This is a genomic window from Geoglobus sp. (assembly GCF_054018175.1).
In genome coordinates this window covers 1-20856 of record NZ_JBPLZQ010000046.1, presented here as the reverse complement: position 1 = coordinate 20856, position 20856 = coordinate 1, and the positions used below count along the sequence as shown (strand labels likewise).

At 52.5% G+C, this 20856-nt stretch carries 30 protein-coding genes; 15 read left to right on the top strand and 15 right to left on the bottom strand.

Annotated features, from left to right (window positions below):
• Window positions 1–173 precede the first annotated feature (173 nt).
• On the bottom strand, window positions 174–698 hold the full coding sequence (locus ACXJJC_RS03640; RefSeq protein ID WP_456369472.1) for a GNAT family N-acetyltransferase: 525 nt from the start codon (window positions 696–698) through the stop codon (window positions 174–176).
• Between the two features lie 90 nt (window positions 699–788).
• Window positions 789–1133, bottom strand: coding sequence for a hypothetical protein (locus tag ACXJJC_RS03635; protein WP_456369471.1), 345 nt, complete (start codon window positions 1131–1133; stop codon window positions 789–791).
• Window positions 1134–1230: 97 nt separating this feature from the next.
• Between ACXJJC_RS03635 and ACXJJC_RS03630 the strand changes: the two genes are divergently transcribed.
• The 11 genes from ACXJJC_RS03630 to ACXJJC_RS03580 all read left to right on the top strand — a co-directional run bounded on the left by ACXJJC_RS03630 (window position 1231) and on the right by ACXJJC_RS03580 (window position 9698).
• Window positions 1231–1665, top strand: coding sequence for a hypothetical protein (locus ACXJJC_RS03630; RefSeq protein WP_456369470.1), 435 nt, complete (start codon window positions 1231–1233; stop codon window positions 1663–1665).
• Between the two features lie 2 nt (window positions 1666–1667).
• Window positions 1668–2750 (top strand): MBL fold metallo-hydrolase, encoded by a 1083-nt coding sequence (locus ACXJJC_RS03625; RefSeq protein ID WP_456369469.1) that lies wholly within the window; start codon window positions 1668–1670, stop codon window positions 2748–2750.
• 79 nt (window positions 2751–2829) lie between these two features.
• Complete coding sequence (locus tag ACXJJC_RS03620; RefSeq protein ID WP_456369468.1) at window positions 2830–4344, top strand: CaiB/BaiF CoA transferase family protein; 1515 nt, start codon at window positions 2830–2832, stop codon at window positions 4342–4344.
• Between the two features lie 5 nt (window positions 4345–4349).
• Window positions 4350–5780 carry a CaiB/BaiF CoA transferase family protein gene (locus ACXJJC_RS03615; protein WP_456369467.1) on the top strand — a complete coding sequence of 477 codons (1431 nt, stop codon included), beginning with the start codon at window positions 4350–4352 and terminating at the stop codon, window positions 5778–5780.
• Between the two features lie 8 nt (window positions 5781–5788).
• Window positions 5789–6271 (top strand): hypothetical protein, encoded by a 483-nt coding sequence (locus ACXJJC_RS03610; protein WP_456369466.1) that lies wholly within the window; start codon window positions 5789–5791, stop codon window positions 6269–6271.
• A 6-nt stretch (window positions 6272–6277) separates the two neighbouring features.
• A complete protein-coding gene (locus ACXJJC_RS03605) occupies window positions 6278–6544 on the top strand; it encodes a hypothetical protein (RefSeq protein WP_456369465.1) in 267 nt (88 codons plus the stop codon).
• Between the two features lie 43 nt (window positions 6545–6587).
• Entirely contained in the window at window positions 6588–6719 is a 132-nt protein-coding gene (locus ACXJJC_RS03600) for a hypothetical protein (RefSeq protein WP_456369464.1), read from the top strand.
• Window positions 6709–6969, top strand: a complete 261-nt coding sequence (locus ACXJJC_RS03595; RefSeq protein WP_456369463.1) for a hypothetical protein — start codon at window positions 6709–6711, stop codon at window positions 6967–6969. The genes ACXJJC_RS03600 and ACXJJC_RS03595 overlap by 11 nt, the downstream gene beginning before the upstream one ends.
• 41 nt (window positions 6970–7010) lie before the next feature.
• Window positions 7011–8072 carry a tRNA (guanine-N1)-methyltransferase gene (locus ACXJJC_RS03590; RefSeq protein WP_456369462.1) on the top strand — a complete coding sequence of 354 codons (1062 nt, stop codon included), beginning with the start codon at window positions 7011–7013 and terminating at the stop codon, window positions 8070–8072.
• The gene (trxA, locus tag ACXJJC_RS03585) at window positions 8002–8412 is read left to right on the top strand and encodes a thioredoxin (protein WP_456369461.1); all 411 of its coding nucleotides are present in this window, start codon (window positions 8002–8004) and stop codon (window positions 8410–8412) included. The genes ACXJJC_RS03590 and trxA overlap by 71 nt, the downstream gene beginning before the upstream one ends.
• Window positions 8413–8465: 53 nt before the next feature.
• Window positions 8466–9698, top strand: a complete 1233-nt coding sequence (locus ACXJJC_RS03580; RefSeq protein WP_456369460.1) for an ornithine cyclodeaminase, nickel-pincer nucleotide-dependent — start codon at window positions 8466–8468, stop codon at window positions 9696–9698.
• On the opposite strand, the gene ACXJJC_RS03575 is transcribed toward ACXJJC_RS03580, so the two are convergent.
• The 3 genes from ACXJJC_RS03575 to pdo all read right to left on the bottom strand — a co-directional run bounded on the left by ACXJJC_RS03575 (window position 9695) and on the right by pdo (window position 11754).
• A complete protein-coding gene (locus ACXJJC_RS03575; protein ID WP_456369459.1) occupies window positions 9695–10666 on the bottom strand; it encodes an AbrB/MazE/SpoVT family DNA-binding domain-containing protein in 972 nt (323 codons plus the stop codon). The two genes, ACXJJC_RS03580 and ACXJJC_RS03575, sit on opposite strands and share 4 nt — an antisense overlap.
• 53 nt (window positions 10667–10719) lie before the next feature.
• Window positions 10720–10989 carry a hypothetical protein gene (locus ACXJJC_RS03570; protein ID WP_456369458.1) on the bottom strand — a complete coding sequence of 90 codons (270 nt, stop codon included), beginning with the start codon at window positions 10987–10989 and terminating at the stop codon, window positions 10720–10722.
• Between the two features lie 78 nt (window positions 10990–11067).
• Window positions 11068–11754 carry a protein disulfide oxidoreductase gene (pdo, locus tag ACXJJC_RS03565; protein ID WP_456369457.1) on the bottom strand — a complete coding sequence of 229 codons (687 nt, stop codon included), beginning with the start codon at window positions 11752–11754 and terminating at the stop codon, window positions 11068–11070.
• A 129-nt stretch (window positions 11755–11883) separates the two neighbouring features.
• Between pdo and ACXJJC_RS03560 the strand changes: the two genes are divergently transcribed.
• Window positions 11884–12852, top strand: coding sequence for a replication factor C small subunit (locus ACXJJC_RS03560; RefSeq protein ID WP_456369456.1), 969 nt, complete (start codon window positions 11884–11886; stop codon window positions 12850–12852).
• 77 nt (window positions 12853–12929) lie between these two features.
• Window positions 12930–13775, top strand: a complete 846-nt coding sequence (locus tag ACXJJC_RS03555; protein ID WP_456369455.1) for a CBS domain-containing protein — start codon at window positions 12930–12932, stop codon at window positions 13773–13775.
• A gap of 7 nt (window positions 13776–13782) precedes the next feature.
• On the opposite strand, the gene tmk is transcribed toward ACXJJC_RS03555, so the two are convergent.
• Window positions 13783–14418 carry a dTMP kinase gene (gene tmk / locus ACXJJC_RS03550; protein ID WP_456369454.1) on the bottom strand — a complete coding sequence of 212 codons (636 nt, stop codon included), beginning with the start codon at window positions 14416–14418 and terminating at the stop codon, window positions 13783–13785.
• Window positions 14419–14475: 57 nt separating this feature from the next.
• On the opposite strand from tmk, the gene ACXJJC_RS03545 reads away from it, so the two are divergent.
• A complete protein-coding gene (locus ACXJJC_RS03545; protein ID WP_456369453.1) occupies window positions 14476–15024 on the top strand; it encodes a class II aldolase/adducin family protein in 549 nt (182 codons plus the stop codon).
• Here the strand turns inward: ACXJJC_RS03545 and ACXJJC_RS03540 are convergent.
• Complete coding sequence (locus ACXJJC_RS03540) at window positions 14993–15160, bottom strand: hypothetical protein (protein ID WP_456369452.1); 168 nt, start codon at window positions 15158–15160, stop codon at window positions 14993–14995. The genes ACXJJC_RS03545 and ACXJJC_RS03540 overlap by 32 nt on opposite strands.
• Window positions 15161–15198: 38 nt before the next feature.
• On the opposite strand from ACXJJC_RS03540, the gene ACXJJC_RS03535 reads away from it, so the two are divergent.
• A complete protein-coding gene (locus ACXJJC_RS03535) occupies window positions 15199–15525 on the top strand; it encodes a hypothetical protein (RefSeq protein ID WP_456369451.1) in 327 nt (108 codons plus the stop codon).
• Here the strand turns inward: ACXJJC_RS03535 and ACXJJC_RS03530 are convergent.
• The 8 genes from ACXJJC_RS03530 to ACXJJC_RS03495 all read right to left on the bottom strand — a co-directional run bounded on the left by ACXJJC_RS03530 (window position 15499) and on the right by ACXJJC_RS03495 (window position 20692).
• Window positions 15499–15846 (bottom strand): prefoldin subunit beta, encoded by a 348-nt coding sequence (locus ACXJJC_RS03530; protein ID WP_456369450.1) that lies wholly within the window; start codon window positions 15844–15846, stop codon window positions 15499–15501. The two genes, ACXJJC_RS03535 and ACXJJC_RS03530, sit on opposite strands and share 27 nt — an antisense overlap.
• Window positions 15839–16072: a KEOPS complex subunit Pcc1 gene (locus tag ACXJJC_RS03525; protein ID WP_456369449.1), complete on the bottom strand. Its 234-nt coding sequence runs from the start codon at window positions 16070–16072 to the stop codon at window positions 15839–15841. The genes ACXJJC_RS03530 and ACXJJC_RS03525 overlap by 8 nt, the downstream gene beginning before the upstream one ends.
• Complete coding sequence (locus tag ACXJJC_RS03520) at window positions 16029–16529, bottom strand: Brix domain-containing protein (RefSeq protein WP_456369448.1); 501 nt, start codon at window positions 16527–16529, stop codon at window positions 16029–16031. Before ACXJJC_RS03520 ends, ACXJJC_RS03525 begins: the two co-directional genes overlap by 44 nt.
• Complete coding sequence (locus ACXJJC_RS03515; RefSeq protein WP_456369447.1) at window positions 16514–17368, bottom strand: universal stress protein; 855 nt, start codon at window positions 17366–17368, stop codon at window positions 16514–16516. Before ACXJJC_RS03515 ends, ACXJJC_RS03520 begins: the two co-directional genes overlap by 16 nt.
• A gap of 64 nt (window positions 17369–17432) precedes the next feature.
• Entirely contained in the window at window positions 17433–18353 is a 921-nt protein-coding gene (locus tag ACXJJC_RS03510; protein WP_456369446.1) for a manganese-dependent inorganic pyrophosphatase, read from the bottom strand.
• A 25-nt stretch (window positions 18354–18378) separates the two neighbouring features.
• Complete coding sequence (locus tag ACXJJC_RS03505) at window positions 18379–19062, bottom strand: 2,5-diamino-6-(ribosylamino)-4(3H)-pyrimidinone 5'-phosphate reductase (protein ID WP_456369445.1); 684 nt, start codon at window positions 19060–19062, stop codon at window positions 18379–18381.
• On the bottom strand, window positions 19059–19736 hold the full coding sequence (locus ACXJJC_RS03500; protein WP_456369444.1) for a competence/damage-inducible protein A: 678 nt from the start codon (window positions 19734–19736) through the stop codon (window positions 19059–19061). The genes ACXJJC_RS03505 and ACXJJC_RS03500 overlap by 4 nt, the downstream gene beginning before the upstream one ends.
• On the bottom strand, window positions 19733–20692 hold the full coding sequence (locus tag ACXJJC_RS03495; protein WP_456369443.1) for an AAA family ATPase: 960 nt from the start codon (window positions 20690–20692) through the stop codon (window positions 19733–19735). The genes ACXJJC_RS03500 and ACXJJC_RS03495 overlap by 4 nt, the downstream gene beginning before the upstream one ends.
• Window positions 20693–20856 lie beyond the last annotated feature (164 nt).

Here is a 20856-nt window from a genome sequence, read left to right as displayed (position 1 = left end):
TTCGAGGAAAAACGTGTTTGAAAGGTCTATGAGCGTGTAGAGTAATATCGCTCCCAGGCCCGAAATAAGTCCGGTCAGTATAACCAGTGCCAAGAAGTAACTCTTTGAATAAAGACCATCCACGAAAACGGGTCGGGGGGTGGATATATATGTTTTCTTATATTATTCGACCCTCACCTCAGCGGGAGGTAGAGGTCGTATTCGTATTCTGGGTTCACGACCTGAAATCCGAGTTTTCTGTACACGTGAAGGGCCCTTTCGTTGCTTCTCTCAGTAACGAGCATTATGCCATCGAAACCCGCTTTTCTCGCATATTCGATCATGTTTCTGAGGAGCTTCTGCCCGATTCCTCTGTCCTGGTAATCCTGGTGCACGAATATTGACAGATCAACCTTCTTCCCATCCTCCGTTGGGACGATGGAGCAGTGTCCAACTATTCTCCCATCGATTTCTGCAACAAGAGCGAAGCCCCTTTCGGCGAGATAGTCCACCCAGTGCTCGATTGCTATCCTCGTCGATGGTGGTAGGCCGAGACACCTGTTGTCCGGGCTGAATGTCTCGTACATGTGGATCAGGTTTTCCCTGTCTCTGTCGTGGACGTATCTCCTGATCACTACCTGATCTCCTTTCCTGTCAACAAAAACGACGGGTTCGAACTCCGGGAAGTCTCTATGCACGGCGGTTTCGGCACTCATCATTTCAGAATCTGTAGGTCTGGAAAGTATTTATTATTTACTGGAAATTATTAATAGTGTTATTGGATTTCAATCAGTTAAAATTCTTTCCGTTCAGAAAAAACCCTTCTCCTCGAGGACTCTGAAAGCGGTCTCGAGAACTCTGTGGATCACGTCGCTCAGAGGTTTGTTGATCCTGAGCATTAAAACAGCGTTGGTGTTCAGCGGTGGAGCCACGGCCATCTCAACCCCCGGAATTCGTGCATCTCTAACAGCCTTGGCGACTTCTCCCTTGGCAACCACCACGTCACCCCTCTTCATCAGGTAGCCGGAGTGCTCAACCCCGTCCATCTCCACGAACAACACGACGGTCTCGTAATCTTTCGCCTTCTCGAGGGTCTGCAATTTCACGATTCTTCCCCTGTACGTGAGGTTAGCGTTGTCCTCCCGTCCATCCATGCACCTGCGAACTCCAATGCGCGTTAAATCCATTTTGAACCTGGGAAAAAAGATAAACCTTAAATACTCGTTTATGATGATAAATAATGGTGATTTCATGCCGGAGAGGATGAGAGTAATTCTGTGCGGATACGACCCGATGCTCGTGAGAGGGTACGTCAGAGCAAAGAACGAGGAGGCTCTGTGGTTCTACCTGCCGAAGGAGCTCTACGAGGAGTACGGAATAAAGCCCGGCGCCAAGGTCAGGGGCAAGGTTGAGAGGATATACGCAGGTTCAACTGGCGAGGTTGTTGCCGATCCGGGAGAGGAATTCGAGTGGGAGACCTCGAGGTTCACAGGGATGGCGGTGGTTGTGGATCACGACTTCATAGCAAAGTACAAGCTCACGGCCTGGCACTTCCTCGAACTTACGATTGAAAAGGTGATACAGGACGGAGAGGAGAAGGAAGTGTATCCCGGAGAGACGAAGGAGAGGAGGGTCTGGCCGGAAGACAGGCTCAAGCTTTCGTACACCCTGCCATACGCTGAGTGAGCATGTACGCGTTTGAAGAAGAATACGGATGGAGTGAGGTCGAAGGAATAAGGGGTCTGATGTTCCTCGAAGGGTTCGAGAACTCATCGAACATCTACTTTTTTGACTTTGACGAAGCGTTTCTAATTGATGCAGGAAACGACTACACGGCGTTTCTCGAGCTAAGGGAGCTGAGCGACCTGTCGAGGATATCAGGCATTTTTCTCACGCACGCTCACAACGACCACACCCTCGGTCTTTTCGAGCTGGCGAGAGCCTACAGCGAGTTCGACGATGTCACGGTGTATTTACACGCGTCCATGAGAGATGCGCTCCAGAAGAGGCTGGAAAGGTGGAACAAAGCCATAAGAGCTGTTCCCCTGAGGGGCGGAGAGGTCATTCAGATCGGCGACCACGAGTTCACTGTCCTTGACACCCCCGGACACACGCTGGACTCTATGTCTCTGTATTCGAATGAGCTGGGCGTCCTCTTTTCAGGAGATGCTGTGATAACAAACCCCGTCGTGGACGAGAACCTCGGAGGCAGCATCAGGAACTTTCTGATGACGCTCCGTTACCTCAGAAAGCTTGAAATACGCACCATACTTCCCGGGCACGGTTTCTACGCGCAGGGAGATGTGTGCAGGCTTATACTGGACAAGGCATATCTGAACGCCCTGTCTGAGCTTGCACCTGAGAAACCTCTCAAGGATGCTGCAAAGGCTGCACTGATGATGGGTCTCGTGGAGGAGGCCGAGTTTGCCCTCAGAGCACACCTGGAGCTTGACGACAGCTCTGACCAGGAAGCTATTCTCGGGCTCGCGTCCATTCTCGCTGACAGGGGTGAACTCGACCAGGTTGAGTCCCTCCTCAGGGAGATGATCGACGGAATGGACGAAAACGGACTGTATGTTGCCGGAATGGCTGCAATGAATGCTGAAAAATTCGAAAAAGCGGCGGAATACTTTTCGAAACTCGTTGAGGTCAGCAGGTCCAGGACCGCAAGACTGCTGTACGCAACAGCCCTTTACGAATCCGGAAAAGTTGGAGAGGCCATGAAATTCGATGAGTTCAGGAGCGCATACATGAGATTTACGCAAAAGTGAACCAAAATCGTTAAATTTTAATATTTAATTTGTCATCAAAAATAGTGGAAATTTGAGATCACTGCTTGGAGGTGCCTGAATGGGTGAGGAAAAGTATGAGGAAAAGTATATTGAGCTGGAGATCAACGACGTGGAGGATACCCTTCTGCCGAGACCCTGGCCGGTAACCGAACCAAGGAAGAGGGAGGAGCTCTACGCTCCATGGGTCAAGGATCCGAGAGACCCTGATGGCAGCTACGGTAAGTTTGTGGAGGAAAACATCAGTTACACCCGTGCACAGGGCAAGCCCTGGGCTCTGGACGGACTGGTAGTTCTGGATTGCACGGTAATGGGGCTTGCTGGCGCGACAGCGGCAAGCTACCTCGGTGAGCTCGGAGCCACCGTTATAAAGGTCGAGCCAATAACCGGAGATCCGCAGAGGTACTGGTATCCATTTGGCAGGGAGGAGTACGCGTTCGAGGACATATACACCGGGGAGAAGGTCAGTCCCACGTTCCTGCACGAGCACAGGAACGAGTACTCGATAACCCTCAACCTCGAGACCGAGAAGGGAAGGGAGCTCTTCAAGAAGCTGGTAGTTCACGCGGACATAGTTCTCGAAAACTACCCGCCGGGAACTTTCGATGAGTGGGGCATAGGTTACAGACAGCTCAGCAAGATTAACCCCAAGCTCATCTACGCCTGGTTCGGTCAGCTCGGTCAGTGGGGCAAGATGAAGGACAGAACGTCAAAGCACGGGCAGTGGATGCTCGACCCTGTCGGCATTTCTGCGAGCGAGTACGTGCACTCGACCGGATTTCCTGCGGACCTCCTCCCGAGGGAGCACGGCGGAAATCCGACCCGCTCTGGAGAGTGGGTGGGAGACATAACCGCTGGAGTCTGGGGCACTGTCGCGATCCTTGCGGCCCTCTATTACAGGGAGAACGTCAGTGGAAGGGGGCAGTTCATAGAAGTCACGGCTGCTGAGGCGTACATGGACATTCTGGACTTCAACATAAGCTGGTACGCATACGACGGCAGCATAAAGGCGAGAATAGGTGCGTGGGATCCCAACCTCAACCAGTACGCGTGGAACCCGTGCAAGGATGGCTACATGATGATCGGCGGTCAGTCTGACAGGCTCTGGTACAGGATTCTGCAGGTCATAGCCCAGGAGGACCCGGAGGGGGCGAGGTTGATTGCCGAAGACCCGTTCCTGAAGGAGATGGCCGCCCGTAACGCTCTCGAGGGATTGATCAAGACGTACACGGTAACTGCCCACTGGCTGGTCAACAACACGAGGGCAGAGGCAGAGCAGAAGATGAACGCGAGGGAGGTTGCAGCAGCGCCCGTGCTCATGATTGACGAGGTCGCTGAATACGAGCACTTCGTTTACAGGGGTCACGTGATTGAGGTTTTCGATGAGCATTACGACAGAGTTCTCATCGCCAACTCTCCGCTTGCCCACCAGCACAGGACTCCTGCCAGAGTGAAGTGGGTGGGCAGACCGCTCGGGCTTGACAACGGTGAGGTCTTCTCGAGGTATCTCGGGATCGGACCCGAGGAGATAAAGAAGCTCGCAAGAGAGGGAGTTACTACATGGTATAAGGGGTGAGGTGGATGGACAGAAAGGTTTGGGATCCCAATCCTCCGGGAAGCTGGAGTTTCGAACCACCATTTGACAGAGATCCTGTAACCGGAGAGGACATGGAAAAGATCCCGTTCGAGGAGTACTGCAGAAAGGTTTTCGACCCTGAAAAAACGTGGGAAAAACCTGAGGCCCTGAAGGGGTGGAGGCACATATCCTCTACAATGTACATCCTCTCTCCGCACGTCGGCGCCACTCTCGCTGAGTTCGGGGCCGAAGTTATCAAGGTCGAGATGCCGAAGCTCGGAGACCCGATGAGGCACACATCGCCTTTCAACGAAGCTTACCTCTGGCCCGAAACCGACCACAGACCGCAGGTCGGAACTGGAATGGGGTACCTGCATGCGAACGACAACAAGTACTTCATAACCCTCGACTACCACGCTCCCGAGGCGAAGGAGCTCTACTACGACCTCATAAGGATTTCGGACAGCATGGCCGAGTGCTACAGGCCGGGAACGTTCTACAGGTGGGGAATCGGCTACCCTCAGCTCAAGGAGGTTAACCCGAGGCTCATATACATCTACCTCGGAGGTTTCGGAAACTACGGGCCGAGGAGGTACGGTGGAAGCTACGATATCCTCGGACAGGCGGTTGGAGGTCTCGCAGCTCTCACCGGGTGGCACGAGGACTTTGGAGGACACCCGACAAAGCAGACCAACTGGCTCATAGACTGGTACTCCGGCCTTACCGGGCTGATAGGAGTTCTGGCAGCTGCCCACTACAGGAGGAAGACCGGGGAGGGGACTTTCATAGACCTGAGCCAGATAAGCTGCTCCACGAGGGCTACAGGTTATGCTTTCCCGCTCTACGGCAGGTTTGGAGTTGTCAGGCAGAGGTGGGGCAACTGGGACACCCTGCTCTCGGTTCACGGCATAATCATGACCGGCAGGACAGACGACCCCGAGCACCCCAACCCGCAGATAAGCGTTGAGAGCAGGTACGTGATGGTTTCAGCGTTCCAGGACGAGGACTTCAGGGAGCTCTGCTACCTGATTGGCAGACCCGATCTGTGGGAGAAGTACTGCTCCCATAAAGAGAGGGTGAAGCCGGAGGCTCAGATAGAGATCTACAGGGCCCTTGAGGAGTGGGCTGCCGACAAGTCCAGGAGCGAGGTCGTGGAGATACTGAACAACGCGGGACTGATAGCAGTTCCAGTCATGTCCGCGAGGGACGTTTACGAGTGCGAGCACTTCTGGGAGAGGGGCACGCTCAGATGGGTGGATGATCCGATATTCGGAGAGGTGCTCGTCCACGGTGCTACCGTGAAGATGAGCGAGACCCCACCGAGGATCAAGTGGGTCTGGAGGCCACTCGGAGCGGACAACCTCAGGATCTACCACGAGCTGCTCGGCTACCCGATACCCAAGCTGAAGGAGCTCTGGGAGAAGGGAGTGATCTGAAGGGGGTGGTGAAGGTGGTTTATTACTGGGAGCATGAGTGTGGTTGGGTGAACTACCTGGATCCCTATTACTTCTGGAACTTCGAGGGCAAGGTGAAGTGTGCGGGCTGCGACAGGGTTGCGAGGTTCAGGTTCGTGAACGGCAGGCTCGTCGATGGGCCGACTGAGGTGGATGAAGAGCCTGACGTGCTTCCCCTGTACGCTGACAATCCGGGAAGAGGTTACGAGGCAATAAAGGTAGGAACTCCTGGAAAGACGAGGCCGTTCTACGGGCTGATGAGGGATCCGAGCACCTACACAGGAAAGGCCAGAACGAGAACCGAGAACCTGAGGGGCAAGTTCATAAGGGCCAAGCCGAACCAGCCGCTCAAGGCGGGCATAATTGAGAGCAGGAGGTTCGCGTGGATCGACAGGAGGAAGGGACTTGACGTTTGGGGCAGGGACGAGTATCCCGGAAAGCCGGTTTACGGCAGGTTCAAGAAGGAGGAGTGATGCCGGATGAGTTCGCACACCGGTGTTGAGTTCAGCTTTCCGGAAGACGCGGGTCCCAAGCCTGCTGTCTGGACTCCGGAGCAGGAGGAGTTCGTCAAACAGTTCCCGCACATTTGCAAGGACTGCAAGTGGATGAAGCCGGTAATCCCGAACACCAAGTTTCCGCCAGCAGATCTCATAGGATACTGCAAGATAATCCACTGGCCATTTTACTGGTGCGTGAGCAAGTACACGATCGTGAAGAGCTGCAAGTGGTTTGAGAAAAGGGAGTGAAAAACCTCAAAAACCCTTAATTTTATTTTCGAAAAGGTTCCATATGGCCGAGTGCCTTTATGATCCCGGAGTCGAGTGCATCGAAGGCGAGCCCGATGGAGAGAAGTGCAGGAAATGTCCAATCTACGAGGCAGTAGTTAGCGGCGCGAAGGGGTGTGGGAGTCTTGAATTCTGAGATTGGAGTGCTGATGGACACTGTTGAGAGGTGGTACAGGAGATACGTTGAAGTTGGGGACGTTTCTGCGTATTTCCTCTTTAAAGACGACCTGGAAATTGTGGACAGCTACGCAACGCTCCTCCTCAGAGAGGGAAAAATAGAAGATGAGGAGTACTTCAGGTTCGTGAACTTCTGTGACGAAAAGCTTGAGATGCTGAAAAACGAGCTGAATCTGAGCGACGAGGACGTCAGAGAGGTTTTCGGGTGAATTCCCATTAAGCTTTTATTCTCCATCTTCTCACACCATCCGTGCGATTGAGGGATGTCTTTGTCAGGTTCCTCAGGTCGAGAGGTATCGAGTGCATATCAACCAATTCTCGAAAGGTTCTTGACGAGGAGCCCCTGCAGTACATCGCAAGAAAGTTTGCCGCGGGAGAGTTCAGGATACGGGAGGGCGAGGGCCGGTACCGCTTCGACCTCGAGGGAAACAGAGTGGACAGCTGCAGGTACATCGCATGGAAGTTCGAAAGCGGAATGAGTGCTGAGGAGATAGAGGAGGACCTTTCCCGCTTCCCGTACATCGTCATCGACTGCTCCCTGAAGGACATACACATAGAGAAAGAGCTGAAGAGTCTGATCAACCAGATCCAGAAAACACTCTCGGTCGTCAGGAAGTACATGTGGGACGGCAGGCTCGTCGTGGCCGGCATGAGCACCCCAACGTCAGCCCTCCACTACAGTTCCGTGGAGGAATTTTTGAAGGAGAAAGAGTTCCAGAGAGTGATCCTGCTCGACCCCAATGCTGAACAGGTCTTCAGCGGTGAGAGGACAGATTGCTACATTATCGGTGGGATAGTGGACAAGGTGGGAAACAAGGCCGGGACGACGGAGATCATTTACCGGAGACTGGTTGAGAACGGCTTCAAAGTCGTGAGGAGGAAGATCCTGCTGAAGGGAGATGTGGTTGGCGTTCCGGACAGGATCAACCACATAACCGAGATTGTTCTCAAAGCGGTTCTGGACGGAACAGACGTTGAAAGGGCGATATATGAGGTGCAGAACAGGAAAATTGCGAGGTGGAGGCTTAGGAGAGAAATTGCAAGAAACTGCGAGAGGGTTGTGGTGAACGACAGGAAATTCAGGGTCATACGAAAGTCGTTTTTCGATCACACCAAGACGTGGCTGAACGTCATTGAGGATGACTTCTACAGGTGCGCGAGGGACATGGGTGTTATTGTAATTGATGACGACTTCACTCCTCCGAAAAGCCTTAAAGTAACGTTCGCAGAGAGTGTGAACCATGGACGAACTGGAGAAAATAAGACAGAAGAGGATGATGGAGCTCATGCAGAAGATGGGCGGGCAGGGTGAGCAGGTGAGACACGAGGTAATCGATCATCCGGTGAAGGTCGATGCGGGCAACTTCGATGAGGTTCTGTCGAAGCACAAGAACGTGGTCGTGGACTTCTGGGCCGAGTGGTGCATGCCGTGCAGGATGATCGCCCCGATCATCGAGCAGCTTGCGAAGGAGTATGCGGGCAAGGTCGTATTTGCCAAGCTGAACACCGACGAAAACCCGATGATAGCTGGAAGGTATGGAATAACCGGAATTCCAACTCTGATATTCTTCAAGAACGGCAGGCCCGTCGACAAGGTCGTTGGCGCTCTGCCGAAAGCGGAATTGAAGAGGTGGGTCGAGAGAAACCTCTGACACCCACATTTTCTTCTCGGAAAATTTTTATTGTGCCATTCTGCTCTTGGATTATGATTGCAAGAGAAGTGGAGTTTGAAGGACACCTCATCGACTCAAACATCTTTCCGAGGGTTCTTGACATCATTCTCGACCTTGACGGGGAGTTCGAGATAATTGAATTCAGAATCGGCAAGAGGAAGGAGGACAAGAGCTACGCGAGAATGATCGTTTTCGGCAGGGACGAAGCTCACCTTGGCGAGATAATGAAAGAGCTGCACAAGCTTGGCGCGAGAATCCCGGATGCTGAGGATGTCGAGCTCGCCGAGGCTCCAGACGACAAGGTTCTACCCGACGGGTTCTACGTAACCACGAACAATCCAACGTTTATAAGGCTCAACGGCGAGTGGATCGAGGTCGAGGACATAGGGATGGACAGGGTGGTTGTCGTAGATGTCGAGAGCAGGAGGGCGTACTGCAGGTTTCTAAATGAGGTGAAGAAGGGCGACAGGATAGTGGTGGGTGAGAAGGGCGTCAAGGTGATCCCACCCGAGAGACCGAGGAAGTCGTCAACATTCGAATTCATGGGCGGGCACGTGTCAACTGAGCGACCAACGCCGAACGTAATAAGGGCCATCGCGAGGGAGATAGTCACGCTCAAGAGAAGTGGTGGAAAGATCGCGGTCGTTGCAGGCCCCGCTGTCGACCACACGGGCGCAAGGGATGCGCTGGCGAGCATGATAAGGGATGGCTACGTGGACGTGCTCCTTTCGGGCAACGCTCTTGCAGTCCACGACATGGAGATATCGATTTTCGGGACATCTCTCGGAATGGATGTGAAGACGGGGAGGCCGGTTCCAGGTGGAAACAGACACCACATCCACACGATCAGCAAGATCATCGCCGCTGGAGGAATAAGGAACGCTGTCGAAATGGGGATCGTTAAGGACGGGATTATGTACGAGTGCGTCAGGAACAATGTTCCGTTCGTTCTGGCAGGCTCCATAAGAGACGATGGCCCCCTCCCGGAGGTGATAACAGACACAATGGAGGCGAAGAAGGCGATGAAGCAGGCACTCAAGGGCGTGAGCATGGTGATAATGCTCGCTTCAATGCTCCACAGCATTGCGGTCGGAAATCTGCTCCCCTCCACCGTGAAAACGATATGCGTTGATGCAAATCCATCAACCGTTACGAAGCTGGTGGACAGGGGCAGCCATCAGGCCATAGGTATAGTGACGGACGTCGGCCTCTTCCTGCCGGAACTGTACGACAACATAAAGGATGTGGAAAAGGAGCTTGGTTAACCGTTTATGAGCTCCCTGACTCCCCTGTTTATTGCTATCTCCCCTATGCTCTTTATCTTCCTGCAAACGTCTATCAGCGGATATATTAGCAGCGGGTTTTCGGAGCCTTCCCTTATCTTTGCCAGCAGCTCCTCCTCGAGCTCGTGAGACATTTCCATGACCTCGTTGGCCTTTTCAACTTCAGAGTTCACGTAGGCGAGCATGACCTTGGAGAACATGTCCCCGACGTTCAGCATCATTTCCACGTAATTGCCCGCAATTTCGTCGTAGTTCTCAGCAGAATACAGGTTCTCGGAGAAGTCGTAAAGCGAGTCCGCAATCTCCTCGAGGGTTTTCGCCACTATTCTCATCCCGAGTATGTTCCTCATCTCGCTCCACTTGGAGGGAGACATCATGTCCCTGATTATCCTGTTCTCGAGCCTGACGGCGAGCATGTACAGCCTGTCAGTGTCCTCCTCAAGCTTCGCTATCTCCTTAAGCCCCTCCCTGTCGTCGATCCTTATGCTGTCCACTATGCTCTCCATTATTCCGCTGATGATCTGGGACATCCTCTTCAGGACTCCCTCAATGTCAAACTCGGTGGTCGTGAGGCTCCTCAGGACTATCCTGTCCTCTCCAGCGTCTATGACCTCCATGCCGATAACGTCGTGAACTATCCTGCTTATTCTGCCGACGACCTTCGGGGATATCACCTTGTCCTGAATGACTATCTCATCCAGGCCCTGTATGTACAGTGCAATTATGAACCTCCTCAGAAAGCTCTCGTCGTACTTCGGGAGTTTTCCGACGACAGCCTTGACAACTCTGTGCTCCTCCGTGTACTTCTTCGGCATCAGCTTGATGATGTCGTTATCGATGTCGAGGAGAATCTCGTCTCCCTGGTCGAGGTTGTTCTTCTTTATCCAGCTCTTCGGCAGGCTGACCATGTAGCTGGAGCCACCAATCAGCTGAAGTTTTCTTGACTCCACATATAAACGAATACAAAGAAATTAAAATATTTTTCCCTGCGGCTAAAATTGACTCAGGACGAATACGTAGGGTCGTCCTCGTAACCGAGGCTCAGGTCCTGAATCATCTTGCCCGCAAGCCCTATGAGAACTCTATCGTCAGCGAGGAGTTCCCGTATTATCATGAGAGATGTCGCCTCTTTAAGCTCCTGGCTTTTGAGCCTGTCCAGGTGTTCGAGAAGCTTTACGGCGAGCTTGTAAATCTCAGTGAGTCTCACATCATCCTCGCTCTCAAATTCCTCCTCATCAATCTCGATTTCAATTATCTCTTCGAACTCTTCCATTGTTCCCTAAGTTCCGGCTACAAATTTAAATAGTTATTGGCGTGTTTTCAGTTGCAGGAAAAATTGGGAAATGGAAAACTACCTCATGTCGACCTCTTTCCCTTCATCGGCGTCCTTGACGAAGTTAATCACGTGGGTTTCCGGATACGCGCCAACGAACTGGACGACGTTGCCCTTGTCGAGGTTCTTGATGACCGTGTGCGGGACCCCCATTACCCCCCATTTGTCCGCGAGGCTCGGAAACTCCATGCTCTCCACCATCTCGGCAGTAATCCTCTCGCTAATCATTGCGAACTGGTGGGCCACCAGAACGGCTCTGGGACAGTACGGACAGCTCGGAGTTACGTAGACCTCTATCTTGAGGTTGCTCTTCAGGTTTTTCAGCTCCTTAATCGTTTCCTCGCTTATCTCCAACTGCCCGGTCGACACGAATATTATGTCCTTTATCAGGGTTGTGAACTCGTAGCCTGATGGAATCCCGGTGAACCTCACCCTCGAGTCAAGCTCATCGCTCTCGTCTGTGATTACTATCGTTGGAGCGAATTCGACACCCCGATTCTTCGCTTCCTCGCTCTTTACGTCGTGGATCTCCAGTTCGATTTTGCCGGAGAGCTCCGAGACCTCTTCGAGGAGCTGTTTTGTGTCCTTGCAGTATATGCAGTGCTCGTCCTCGCTTGAGAACAGAATCAGCCTGACCTTGTTCTTCAGCGACTTCTCGAACTCATCCCTCAGATACTTCTTGTCTTCCTCTCTCAGCAGACCCATTTCATATCACCTTACAGGAAAAACTGCGTCCAGTATATAATACCCTACCGGGATTGTGCTGTGCACTCAACACGAGATGGTTGGAACTGCTCGGAAGGTTTTTAAAATTCCGGGATGAATGAGGTAGCGATGGACACAGAGATCTGGGTTGAAAAGTACAGGCCCAAAACACTTGACGAGGTTGTGGGTCAGGAGGAAGTCATTCAGAGGCTCAAGGGCTACGTCGAGAGGAAGAACATCCCCCATCTCCTGTTTTCCGGACCTCCCGGAACGGGAAAGACCGCAACCGCAATAGCGCTCGCCCGCGACCTCTTCGGAGACGTGTGGCAGGACAACTTCATCGAGATGAACGCCAGTGACGAGAGGGGCATAGACGTCGTCAGGCACAAGATCAAGGAGTTTGCCAGAACTGCCCCCATATCCGCTCCGTTCAAGGTTATATTTCTCGATGAGGCGGACGCGCTTACAGCCGATGCTCAGGCGGCCCTCAGAAGGACGATGGAGATGTACTCCAAAACGTGCAGGTTCATCCTAAGCTGCAATTACGTCAGCAGGATAATTGAGCCCATTCAGAGCAGGTGCGCGGTCTTCAAGTTCAGACCCGTACCCAGGGAGGCGATGAAAAAGAGACTCCTCGAGATCTGCGAGAACGAAGGGGTGGAAATCGATGACGAAGCTCTCGAGGCCCTGATCTACGTTTCCGGTGGTGACTTCAGGAAGGCAATTAACGCTCTCCAGGGAGCCTCGGCACTCGGAAAGAAGATCACCGCAGACCTGATCTATCAGATAACCGCAACCGCAAAGCCAGAAGAGGTTGAAAAGCTCATAGAGACTGCGCTCAAGGGTAATTTCATGGAGGCGAGGGAATTCCTCGACAGGCTCATGATAGAGTACGGAATGAGCGGGGAAGACATAGTCTCACAGCTCTACAGGGAGATTCTGTCATCGAAGCTTGACGAGTCACTGAAGGTTGTTCTGATCGACAAGCTTGGCGAGATAGACTTCCGCCTTACCGAGGGGGCTCACGAGAGGATCCAGCTCAACGCGTATCTTGCATACCTGACGCTGATCGGAAAGAAAAGGATGAAGCAGAGCTGAACTTCTCCTCTTTTAATCCCGGTTTTTAAACAATCTCAGAAAAGTATTTATTGCATTGTGGTATGGGAAGCCATGTCATGAAGGCGAAGGACATTATGAATCAGGACGTCATTTACGCTGAGCTTCCGAATTCGAGAGAGTACGTCCTCGAGTTATTCAAGAAGCACGAAATCTCGGCTGTGCCGGTTGTCAAGGAGGGCAGGCTCGTAGGTATCGTCACGAGAAAGGACATTCTGAGAAAGATAGAGGAGGATCAGCTCGCCCTGCTCATGACTCCCGATCCCGTTCATGTGGCTCCCGACACCGAGCTGTCGGAGGTCGTCAGAATACTCACGTCAACAGCTTTCAGTAGGCTTCCCGTCGTCGAGGACGGAAAACTCGTTGGGATTATCACGGTCAGGGACATAGTCAGGGTTTTTGCCGAGGTGGGTGCTGAGATACCGATAAAGGACTACATACAGAACTCGACGGTTTGCGTTTGGCAGGATACTCCGCTTAACGTTGCAGGAGAGATAATGAGGGTCGCGAACGCCGAAGCATGTCCGGTCCTTGATGAGGAGGCGAGGGTTGTTGGATTGATCGACGAGAAGATCCTGCTCACGGAAACACTCATAGAAGACTTCATAGAGTCGAGGGAGTACTCGTCCTCGAGTGACAGCGACGACTCATGGGCGTGGGAGGGAATAAGAGATTACTCCGTCAAGTACTTCGAGGTGAGCGTCGTAAAGCTTCCAAAAGACCCGGTCAGGAAGTTCATGAAGAAGCCGGTATTTGCGACGCCACAGACTCCGATCTCCAAGGTCGCGAGGGAGATGGACAGGAACGACCTCGACTACCTGCCCGTTCTCGACGCAAACGACAGATTCGTCGGCATGATTTCCGACAAGGACCTCCTGAAAGCATTCGAGAAAATTGATGTCTGATCTCCCTTCAGTATTTTCTCAATCCTGCCTCGAAAAGGGATCCTCTTGATGAGATCAGGTCGAGTATCAGGTAGTAGCACTCTTCCTTCACCTTTTCGAGCGGTTGCTCGGCATCCACCACCCTTATCTCCCCGGAATCTATCTTCAGGAATATTTCTCTGACCCTCTCCAAGTATTCCCTCTGCTCGAAGGGCGTTCTGACCTTCCTGGTGCTGATCCTCCTGAGGGCGGTTTCGGGGGAAACGTCGAGTAGTACCGTGAGATCAGGCTTGGGAGCAATTTCCTCGTTCTTCCTCAGAATTTCCTCCGGATCTATACCGAGGGCACCCTGGTAAGCAACGTTGGAGTAGTAGTATCTGTCCATTACGACGGTTGTGCACGCGTTTATCCTCGGAAGGATGTTCTCCCGGACATCGACTATTCTGTCAAGAATGAACAGTTCGAGTTCCTTATCAGGTGGGAAGCGGGTTTTCGCGCTTTTTATTGCCCTGCCGTACTTGCTGTCTCCTGGCTCCTTAAGAACATCGACTCTGAATCCGAAGTCCTCGAGGACGCTCTTTATGTACCCCGCAATCGTCGTTTTACCCGCGCCATCTATACCCTCAACTGCGATCAGGTACCCCACGATCCGAGTTGGTCGCATCTTTCATAAGCTTTTTTGTGGCGAAATGCAAATAAGCTGGCGAACACTGCTGCAATCATGATCGAGCAGGCAATAAAGATCGGGAGGAAACTCGCCGAGCAGCACCTCATAGACGGCTCGAGTGGCAACCTGAGTTTCCGAAATGGAGCAAAAATAACCATCACAAGAACGGGATGCATCCTCGACGAGCTGACACCGGACGACTTCGTTGAGGTCAGCATGGGTGAGAGCAGCGGGGAAGCGTCCTCCGATCTGCTGGTGCACCAGAAGATTTATGAAATGACTGAGAGCAGGGCCGTTCTGCACTGCCACGGGTCATACAGCGTTGCCATATCGCTGGTGGAGGACAGAGTGGTGCCTCTCGACCTGGAGGGTTCTCTTTTCCTCAGAGAAATCCGTTTCATCGAGGGAGAATTCGGAAGTGAGGAGCTTGCGGTCAGAATTGCCTCGGAAATCAGAGAAAAAGGCTTCGCGGTCGTGAGGGGACACGGCATATATTCGGCTGGCAGCGACTTTTACGAGGCTTACAAGCTGGCGAGCTTCGTTGAGCACTCGTGCAAGGTTTACTACCTGGTCAGGACCTGCTCCCTTCTCGATAGGCGCTGACGGAAAGGTAAAGTCCCGCGAGCATGCCAATGGCAGTGAGCACTGGAAGGTCCACGAGAAGAGCGAATATGGAAAGGAATATGAGCAGTATCCCTGCGAGGAACTTCATTACTATCAACGCATAGTAGTGCTCCACAAAACGCTTTTAAGCTGGTAAGTATTTCAAGGTTTTGGATGGACATCCTGCGGCTGTACAGAATCGCGAGGAAGTTCTCCGGAACTCCTGCAGAGCTTCAGAGTGTTCTCAGGAGTGGGTGTGAGAACGTCGTGTCTGTCGGCGACGATCTGTCCTTCGTCGTCAGGTTCAACGGGGATGTGTCTGTGGACGAGGACATCCTGAAGAGCCTTGGAGGGAAAAAGAAGAGGATGTATCCCTTCAGGAACGCGTGGATTTTCGAGAGGGGTTACATCGCATGGGACGGAAGATTTATGAGAATAGGCAGGGACATCGACGAGGACGTGCTCAAAAAAATTTTAGCCAGCCTGAACACTGATGGCTGACTTCAGCTTGGCCTGAAGGTCCGCGAGCTTCTCCTTCAGCTTGTTTTCCTGCCGTTCCAGCATGTTCCTCCTGACCTCGTACGTTTCTATTTTCTCCTTGAGGTCCTTCTCCACGTCCTCCTTTTTCAGCTTCACGAGCACGTTACCCACCGCTTTGAAAGCGTGGTCGCTGTCAGACTTTTCAAGCTCTTCGAGTGCGTCCTTTGCCTCCTTTATAAGCGACTCCAGCTGAGCCTTCTGAGTGAGTATCAGCTGCAGCTGCTGCTGAACCTGCTGAAGCTGCGCCGCAAGATTCTGAACCTGTGGTGGAAGTTCACCCATCACCTATCACCTCTAAGGTTTCAACACACGCCCTTATCAACCTAAGGTACGCGTTAATGCTCGCCCTGAGGGCGGTTATATCCGAGGCTTCGATCTCTATCACAAACTCATCGTGAGTTAAATAAACTTTCGCCCTGCTTCTCCTGTCCTCCGGCCTCTCGACGAAAACTCTCGCGAGGACCTCAAGCCAGTCCTTTCTTCCCTTCAGCTTTATCGTCCCCTTCATACACCCTCAGCAACTTTAAGGTTAGAACTCTCCGGCCATCGTACCTGAAGTCCAGGTACCCACCTCTCCTGACGTAAACGACCTTCCTCGGTCTGAGTTTCAGCGCGAACCTCTCTCCAGCGTGCGTCTTCGGCAGAGCACCGAGGATCACTGGATCGAATGGCGGCTCTCCTGCAAAGTAAACAGGGCTGTCGTCCATCTTTTCCTTGACTATGACGCCCACGTTCATTCTCACAGACATTACGATCCTTCTTCCATCGTAGATGTCCATGAACGCGGGGTTTCCCTTGATTTCTCTGATGATTATCAGCTTCTCGTGACTCTCGAAGATGTCTTCAAGGCTCTGCTTGCCTCTCTGCAGATAGTACCAGTTCATGTACCTGGATATAACCTTTGCGAAGCTCCTTGTCCGCTGAGATGGGTCTCTCGACGTCGTGAGCGTTATTCTCCCCTGCATACCAGTACCGGAACCCTGCTTCTCCTAACAACTCCATCCGCAGTTCCACCGAGAAGAGCTCTAAGCAACCCCTCCCCCTTCGCGGACACGGCGACCATTGTCACGGATTTTTCCTCTGCTATCCTGACTATCTCCTTGTATGGTGTTCCAGCCTCTATTATCGTTTCCGAGTTAATACCGTGATTCAGGAACGTTCTCTTTATCTCGTCGAGCTTTCTCATTTTCTCATCGTCAATCGCATCTCCCTTTTCGATGACGTGGACTACCACAACCTCTTCTGCTTCTCCCCTGACTGCAAATTCCCGGACATATCTGACGAGCTCCTCGCTGTTCTCCGAGAAATCGTAGGCGAGGAGTATTTTTCTGAACAGCCGGTCAAAGAGTGTTCTCAGCTCCCCACCCTCGGAAATGAACTTTATCACGAGGACAGGTACCCTGCTCTTTTTCACCACGCCCTCTGAAACGCTGCCGAGCAGCATTCCGGAAATGAGCCCCTTTCCATGGGAGGGTATCGCGATCAGATCTGCGTTCACCTCCACGGCAACGTCCGCTATTACGGAGGCTGGATCGCCAGCAACCGGTTCAAGCACGGTGACCTCGAACCCCATGTCCTCTATCCTCTTCCCAAACCTCTCGAGGTTATGTCTCGTCTCGTCTTCATAGTCGTGAAGAACGGCAGGGATGTCTATTCCTGAAACCGGACCTATTAGCCTGTTCAGGTCTATCACGTGGAGGAGCACCACCTCTCTAACACCGACATCCTTCAGGTCCTTAAGCACCGACGTACCGGCTTCCGACGCCAGCGAGAAATCTGTGGGGTAGAGTACACGTCCTATCATTACTGAGCGAATGCTTCCAGAGTATAAATAACGTTTTCGCGGGTGCTTAAAAAAGAGGGGTGAATCAGCTGGAGTAAGCCGACTCGAGAGGTGGAACCACCTCTTTCTTTCTGCTCATCACCTTGTCAAGCCAGACGCGGTTGTTTTCGAGCTTCTTTCCAAATGCCTTTTCGACTACGCCCTCGTCATCAACAACTGCAAGCAGCATGGTTCCTTCCTTGATTATGTCGGTGAGCATCAGGTATATTCCCGCGTAACCACCCTCCTCCTTGATGTCCCTCATCATCTCGATGAGCTCGTCTATTCTGTCCTCGATCATCTTTATGTCCACGAGCTCGAGCTGACCTATTCCAACCTTGTTTCCACTCATGTCGAAGTCCTTGAAGTCCCTCTTGATTATCTCCTCTGCGGTCAGCTTGTCCACATCCGACAGCTTAGACTTCAGCTGTACTCCGAACGTGTTTATGTCCGCAATCCCGGCAATTCTTGCAAGCTCCTCGGCAGCCTTGATGTCTTTCTCTGTCGTGGTTGCCGACTTGAATATCACCGTGTCACTGAGTATTGCGGACAGGAGGAGTCCCGCAATATCCTTGGAGATCTCGATGTTGTGGTAGTCGTAGAGGAGCTTCACGACCGTTGCAGTACACCCAACTGGCATGGCGAGGAAGAATATCGGGTTTGGCGTCGTGATGTCGCCTATCTTGTGGTGGTCTATTATTTCCACGATTTCGGCCCTGTCGATGTTGTCCACACTCTGAGCCCTGTCGCTGTGGTCTACGAGAATGAACTTTTTGCCCTCGCCATCCTGAATCAGCTCGGGAATGTCGAATCCAAACTTTTCGAGTACGAATGCGGTTTCAGGATTCACATCTCCAAGCCTTGCAGGCTTCGCATCAACTCCGAGCCTCTTCTTGAGCTCTGCATACGCAATGGCAGAACAGATGCTGTCAGTATCGGGATTTTTGTGCCCCACAACGTACACCATGCCAGAAGATGGCACGCTGGCATTATTAAACCTTTCGAGGGTTTGCTGGCTTCATCTCCCAGACCACAGCCACGCCGTTTCCCAGAACCTCCACGGACTTCAGTCTGGCCGGGATGGGCGTTTCGAAGGACCTTCCTGAGACGAGAGTTGGGGACAGCCTTCCACCGATGATGATCCCCGAGTAAAATACTCTTATCTCATCAACCAGTCCGAGCCTCACGAGGGAGTAGTTGAGCTCGCTCCCGCCCTCCACCATGAGCCTCCTGACTCCAATGGAGTAAAGGTGCTCCAGAAGTGACGGGAGGTCAACTCTCGACTTTCCAGACACGAAGACCCTTGCCCTCCTCTCGAGCTCGCTCAGCTTTTTCCTGTCGGCCTCCTCTGACACTGCAACGAGGGTTTCGGCAGTTCGATTGAGCACCTGGGCGTTGAGAGGAATTCTCGCCCTGCTGTCCACGACCACTCTCAGCGGATTCTCAGACATTCCGGATTCAAGTCTCCTTCTTCTCAGCTGCTCGCTTTTGACCGTGAGCTTGGGATCGTCCGAAAGAACCGTGCCGATGCCAACCATTACCGCGTCGCTTTCGGCCCTCAACCTGTCGACGACCTCAAAATCCTCGGGGGTAGATATTCTCACCTGCTCTCTGCTTTCGTTGCTTATCTTTCCGTCTAAGCTCATTGCCGAGTTTATAAAGACGAACGGTCTCATTTCAGCAGGCTTTCCAGATACTTCTTGGCCTCGTCCACCCTCTTCATGTCCCTTCCAGAGAACTTGACGAGAACGTATCCTGGCTTGGGATAGGACCCTATCTCAACGTCTGGATACTTCTCCACAACCTTGTGGAGCTGATTGACTATGTTTTCCTCATACCCGTCTATCCTCAGGTAATCAACGTGGTAGTCCTCCTTCGAGAACCTTCTGATTATCTTTTCGAACGTATCCTTCATCTCGTTAGGAACGCCCGGCAGTGCAGCGACCTTATCTACCACGAATGCCGGAGCAACTCCAACGCTGTTCTCGACCACCTCAGAACCAGCCGGGATTCTCGAGATCTTGCTTATCACTTCCCTCTTGTCCGTCCACCTTCTGACGAGTTTCTCGACTGTGTCGTTGTACACGAGCCTCTTCCCGAGGGCGACTGCGATCCCCTCCGCGGTGACGTCGTCGTGTGTTGCTCCAAGCCCTCCGCTGACGAACACGAAGTCGTATCTGAGGAGCCTTCTCAGCTCCTCCGCTATGTCATCGACCCTGTCCGGAACCAACACTATTCGCTCAACCCTGTGGCCGAGCATCGTCAGCCTCTTTGCCATGTAGTTGGCGTTGCTCTCTCCAACCTCCCCGCTGAGGATCTCGTTTCCAACCACGAGTATTGCGAACTTCATTTCCAATCACCTTTGGGGACGGGGACTTCCCTGACCACTTCCTCAACAATTTTTTCCTGTTTAATCCCCTCAATTTCGTACTCCAATTTAAGCATTACCCTGTGGGACACGCAGTCCACCGCGACCCTCTTGACGTCATCCGGAATCACGAAGTCCCTGCCGTCCATTAGTGCAACAGCCCTGCTCATCTTCAGCATCGCCAGTCCACCTCTGGGACTCGAACCGAGCTCAACCATTTCGTGGTTTCTCGTGGCCCTGATTATGTCTGCAATGTACCTCAGGATCTTGTCGTCCACATAGACATCCTCCACCATGCGCTGCATTTCCACAAACTGGTCAAGAGTGACGGCAGGACTGACGTCCGAAGTTGGATCGTCTTTTTTCCAGGCAAGCCTCCTCCTGAGTATCTCCATCTCCTCCTCGACGCTCTCGGGATATCCAGGACTGAGCCGTATCAGGAACCTGTCTATCTGCGCCTCTGGCAGAGGGTACGTCCCCTCCTGCTCGACAGGATTCTGAGTCGCCAGAACGAAGAACGGTTCCGGAAGTTTCAGCGTTTCGCCCTCTATCGTGACCTGCCTCTCCTCCATCGCCTCCAGCAGAGCGGACTGGGTTTTCGGTGGGCTCCTGTTTATCTCGTCTGCGAGGAGAACGTGGGTAAAAATTGGCCCCTTCTGCAGAACGAACCTACCGTCCCTGAACACCTTGGTTCCCGTTATGTCCGACGGCAGAAGGTCAGGGGTGAACTGGATTCTCGTGAACTCAGCACCGATGGCCCTCGCGAACACCTTCGCCAGCAGAGTCTTTCCGAGTCCTGGAAAGTCCTCGAACAGAACGTTTCCGTTACAGAGGCATGCTGCAAGCATCTTCTCAACAAGATCTCTCTTACCGACGTAAAATTCGGATACGGTGTCCACAACCGCATTGGCCCTTTCGATGAACTCCTCAACTTCCATACTCACCACCAGTCAGTTCAATCCTCCTTTTAAGCTCTCTAAGCTTTTCCATCCTCTTCTTCTTCCTGCGTCTGGAGATGAACTCCTTTTCAAATCCGAAGGCGTACTTCGGAATCTTCTCCACGCCAACAACACTCTCCACCACCCTCTCAATTGCCGGAATA

What these genes read in the sequence shown, in the direction of transcription:
- ACXJJC_RS03640 (WP_456369472.1), bottom strand. Translation starts at nt 698, where the DNA reads ATGATGAGTGCCGAAACCGCCGTGCATAGAGACTTCCCGGAGTTCGAA.
- ACXJJC_RS03635 (WP_456369471.1), bottom strand. Translation starts at nt 1,133, where the DNA reads ATGGATGGACGGGAGGACAACGCTAACCTCACGTACAGGGGAAGAATC.
- ACXJJC_RS03630 (WP_456369470.1), top strand. Translation starts at nt 1,231, where the DNA reads ATGCCGGAGAGGATGAGAGTAATTCTGTGCGGATACGACCCGATGCTC.
- ACXJJC_RS03625 (WP_456369469.1), top strand. Translation starts at nt 1,668, where the DNA reads ATGTACGCGTTTGAAGAAGAATACGGATGGAGTGAGGTCGAAGGAATA.
- ACXJJC_RS03620 (WP_456369468.1), top strand. Translation starts at nt 2,830, where the DNA reads ATGGGTGAGGAAAAGTATGAGGAAAAGTATATTGAGCTGGAGATCAAC.
- ACXJJC_RS03615 (WP_456369467.1), top strand. Translation starts at nt 4,350, where the DNA reads ATGGACAGAAAGGTTTGGGATCCCAATCCTCCGGGAAGCTGGAGTTTC.
- ACXJJC_RS03605 (WP_456369465.1), top strand. Translation starts at nt 6,278, where the DNA reads ATGAGTTCGCACACCGGTGTTGAGTTCAGCTTTCCGGAAGACGCGGGT.
- ACXJJC_RS03600 (WP_456369464.1), top strand. Translation starts at nt 6,588, where the DNA reads ATGGCCGAGTGCCTTTATGATCCCGGAGTCGAGTGCATCGAAGGCGAG.
- trxA (WP_456369461.1), top strand. Translation starts at nt 8,002, where the DNA reads ATGGACGAACTGGAGAAAATAAGACAGAAGAGGATGATGGAGCTCATG.
- ACXJJC_RS03580 (WP_456369460.1), top strand. Translation starts at nt 8,466, where the DNA reads ATGATTGCAAGAGAAGTGGAGTTTGAAGGACACCTCATCGACTCAAAC.
- ACXJJC_RS03570 (WP_456369458.1), bottom strand. Translation starts at nt 10,989, where the DNA reads ATGGAAGAGTTCGAAGAGATAATTGAAATCGAGATTGATGAGGAGGAA.
- pdo (WP_456369457.1), bottom strand. Translation starts at nt 11,754, where the DNA reads ATGGGTCTGCTGAGAGAGGAAGACAAGAAGTATCTGAGGGATGAGTTC.
- ACXJJC_RS03560 (WP_456369456.1), top strand. Translation starts at nt 11,884, where the DNA reads ATGGACACAGAGATCTGGGTTGAAAAGTACAGGCCCAAAACACTTGAC.
- ACXJJC_RS03555 (WP_456369455.1), top strand. Translation starts at nt 12,930, where the DNA reads ATGAAGGCGAAGGACATTATGAATCAGGACGTCATTTACGCTGAGCTT.
- tmk (WP_456369454.1), bottom strand. Translation starts at nt 14,418, where the DNA reads ATGCGACCAACTCGGATCGTGGGGTACCTGATCGCAGTTGAGGGTATA.
- ACXJJC_RS03545 (WP_456369453.1), top strand. Translation starts at nt 14,476, where the DNA reads ATGATCGAGCAGGCAATAAAGATCGGGAGGAAACTCGCCGAGCAGCAC.
- ACXJJC_RS03535 (WP_456369451.1), top strand. Translation starts at nt 15,199, where the DNA reads ATGGACATCCTGCGGCTGTACAGAATCGCGAGGAAGTTCTCCGGAACT.
- ACXJJC_RS03530 (WP_456369450.1), bottom strand. Translation starts at nt 15,846, where the DNA reads ATGGGTGAACTTCCACCACAGGTTCAGAATCTTGCGGCGCAGCTTCAG.
- ACXJJC_RS03525 (WP_456369449.1), bottom strand. Translation starts at nt 16,072, where the DNA reads ATGAAGGGGACGATAAAGCTGAAGGGAAGAAAGGACTGGCTTGAGGTC.
- ACXJJC_RS03520 (WP_456369448.1), bottom strand. Translation starts at nt 16,529, where the DNA reads ATGCAGGGGAGAATAACGCTCACGACGTCGAGAGACCCATCTCAGCGG.
- ACXJJC_RS03515 (WP_456369447.1), bottom strand. Translation starts at nt 17,368, where the DNA reads ATGATAGGACGTGTACTCTACCCCACAGATTTCTCGCTGGCGTCGGAA.
- ACXJJC_RS03510 (WP_456369446.1), bottom strand. Translation starts at nt 18,353, where the DNA reads ATGGTGTACGTTGTGGGGCACAAAAATCCCGATACTGACAGCATCTGT.
- ACXJJC_RS03505 (WP_456369445.1), bottom strand. Translation starts at nt 19,062, where the DNA reads ATGAGACCGTTCGTCTTTATAAACTCGGCAATGAGCTTAGACGGAAAG.
- ACXJJC_RS03500 (WP_456369444.1), bottom strand. Translation starts at nt 19,736, where the DNA reads ATGAAGTTCGCAATACTCGTGGTTGGAAACGAGATCCTCAGCGGGGAG.
- ACXJJC_RS03495 (WP_456369443.1), bottom strand. Translation starts at nt 20,692, where the DNA reads ATGGAAGTTGAGGAGTTCATCGAAAGGGCCAATGCGGTTGTGGACACC.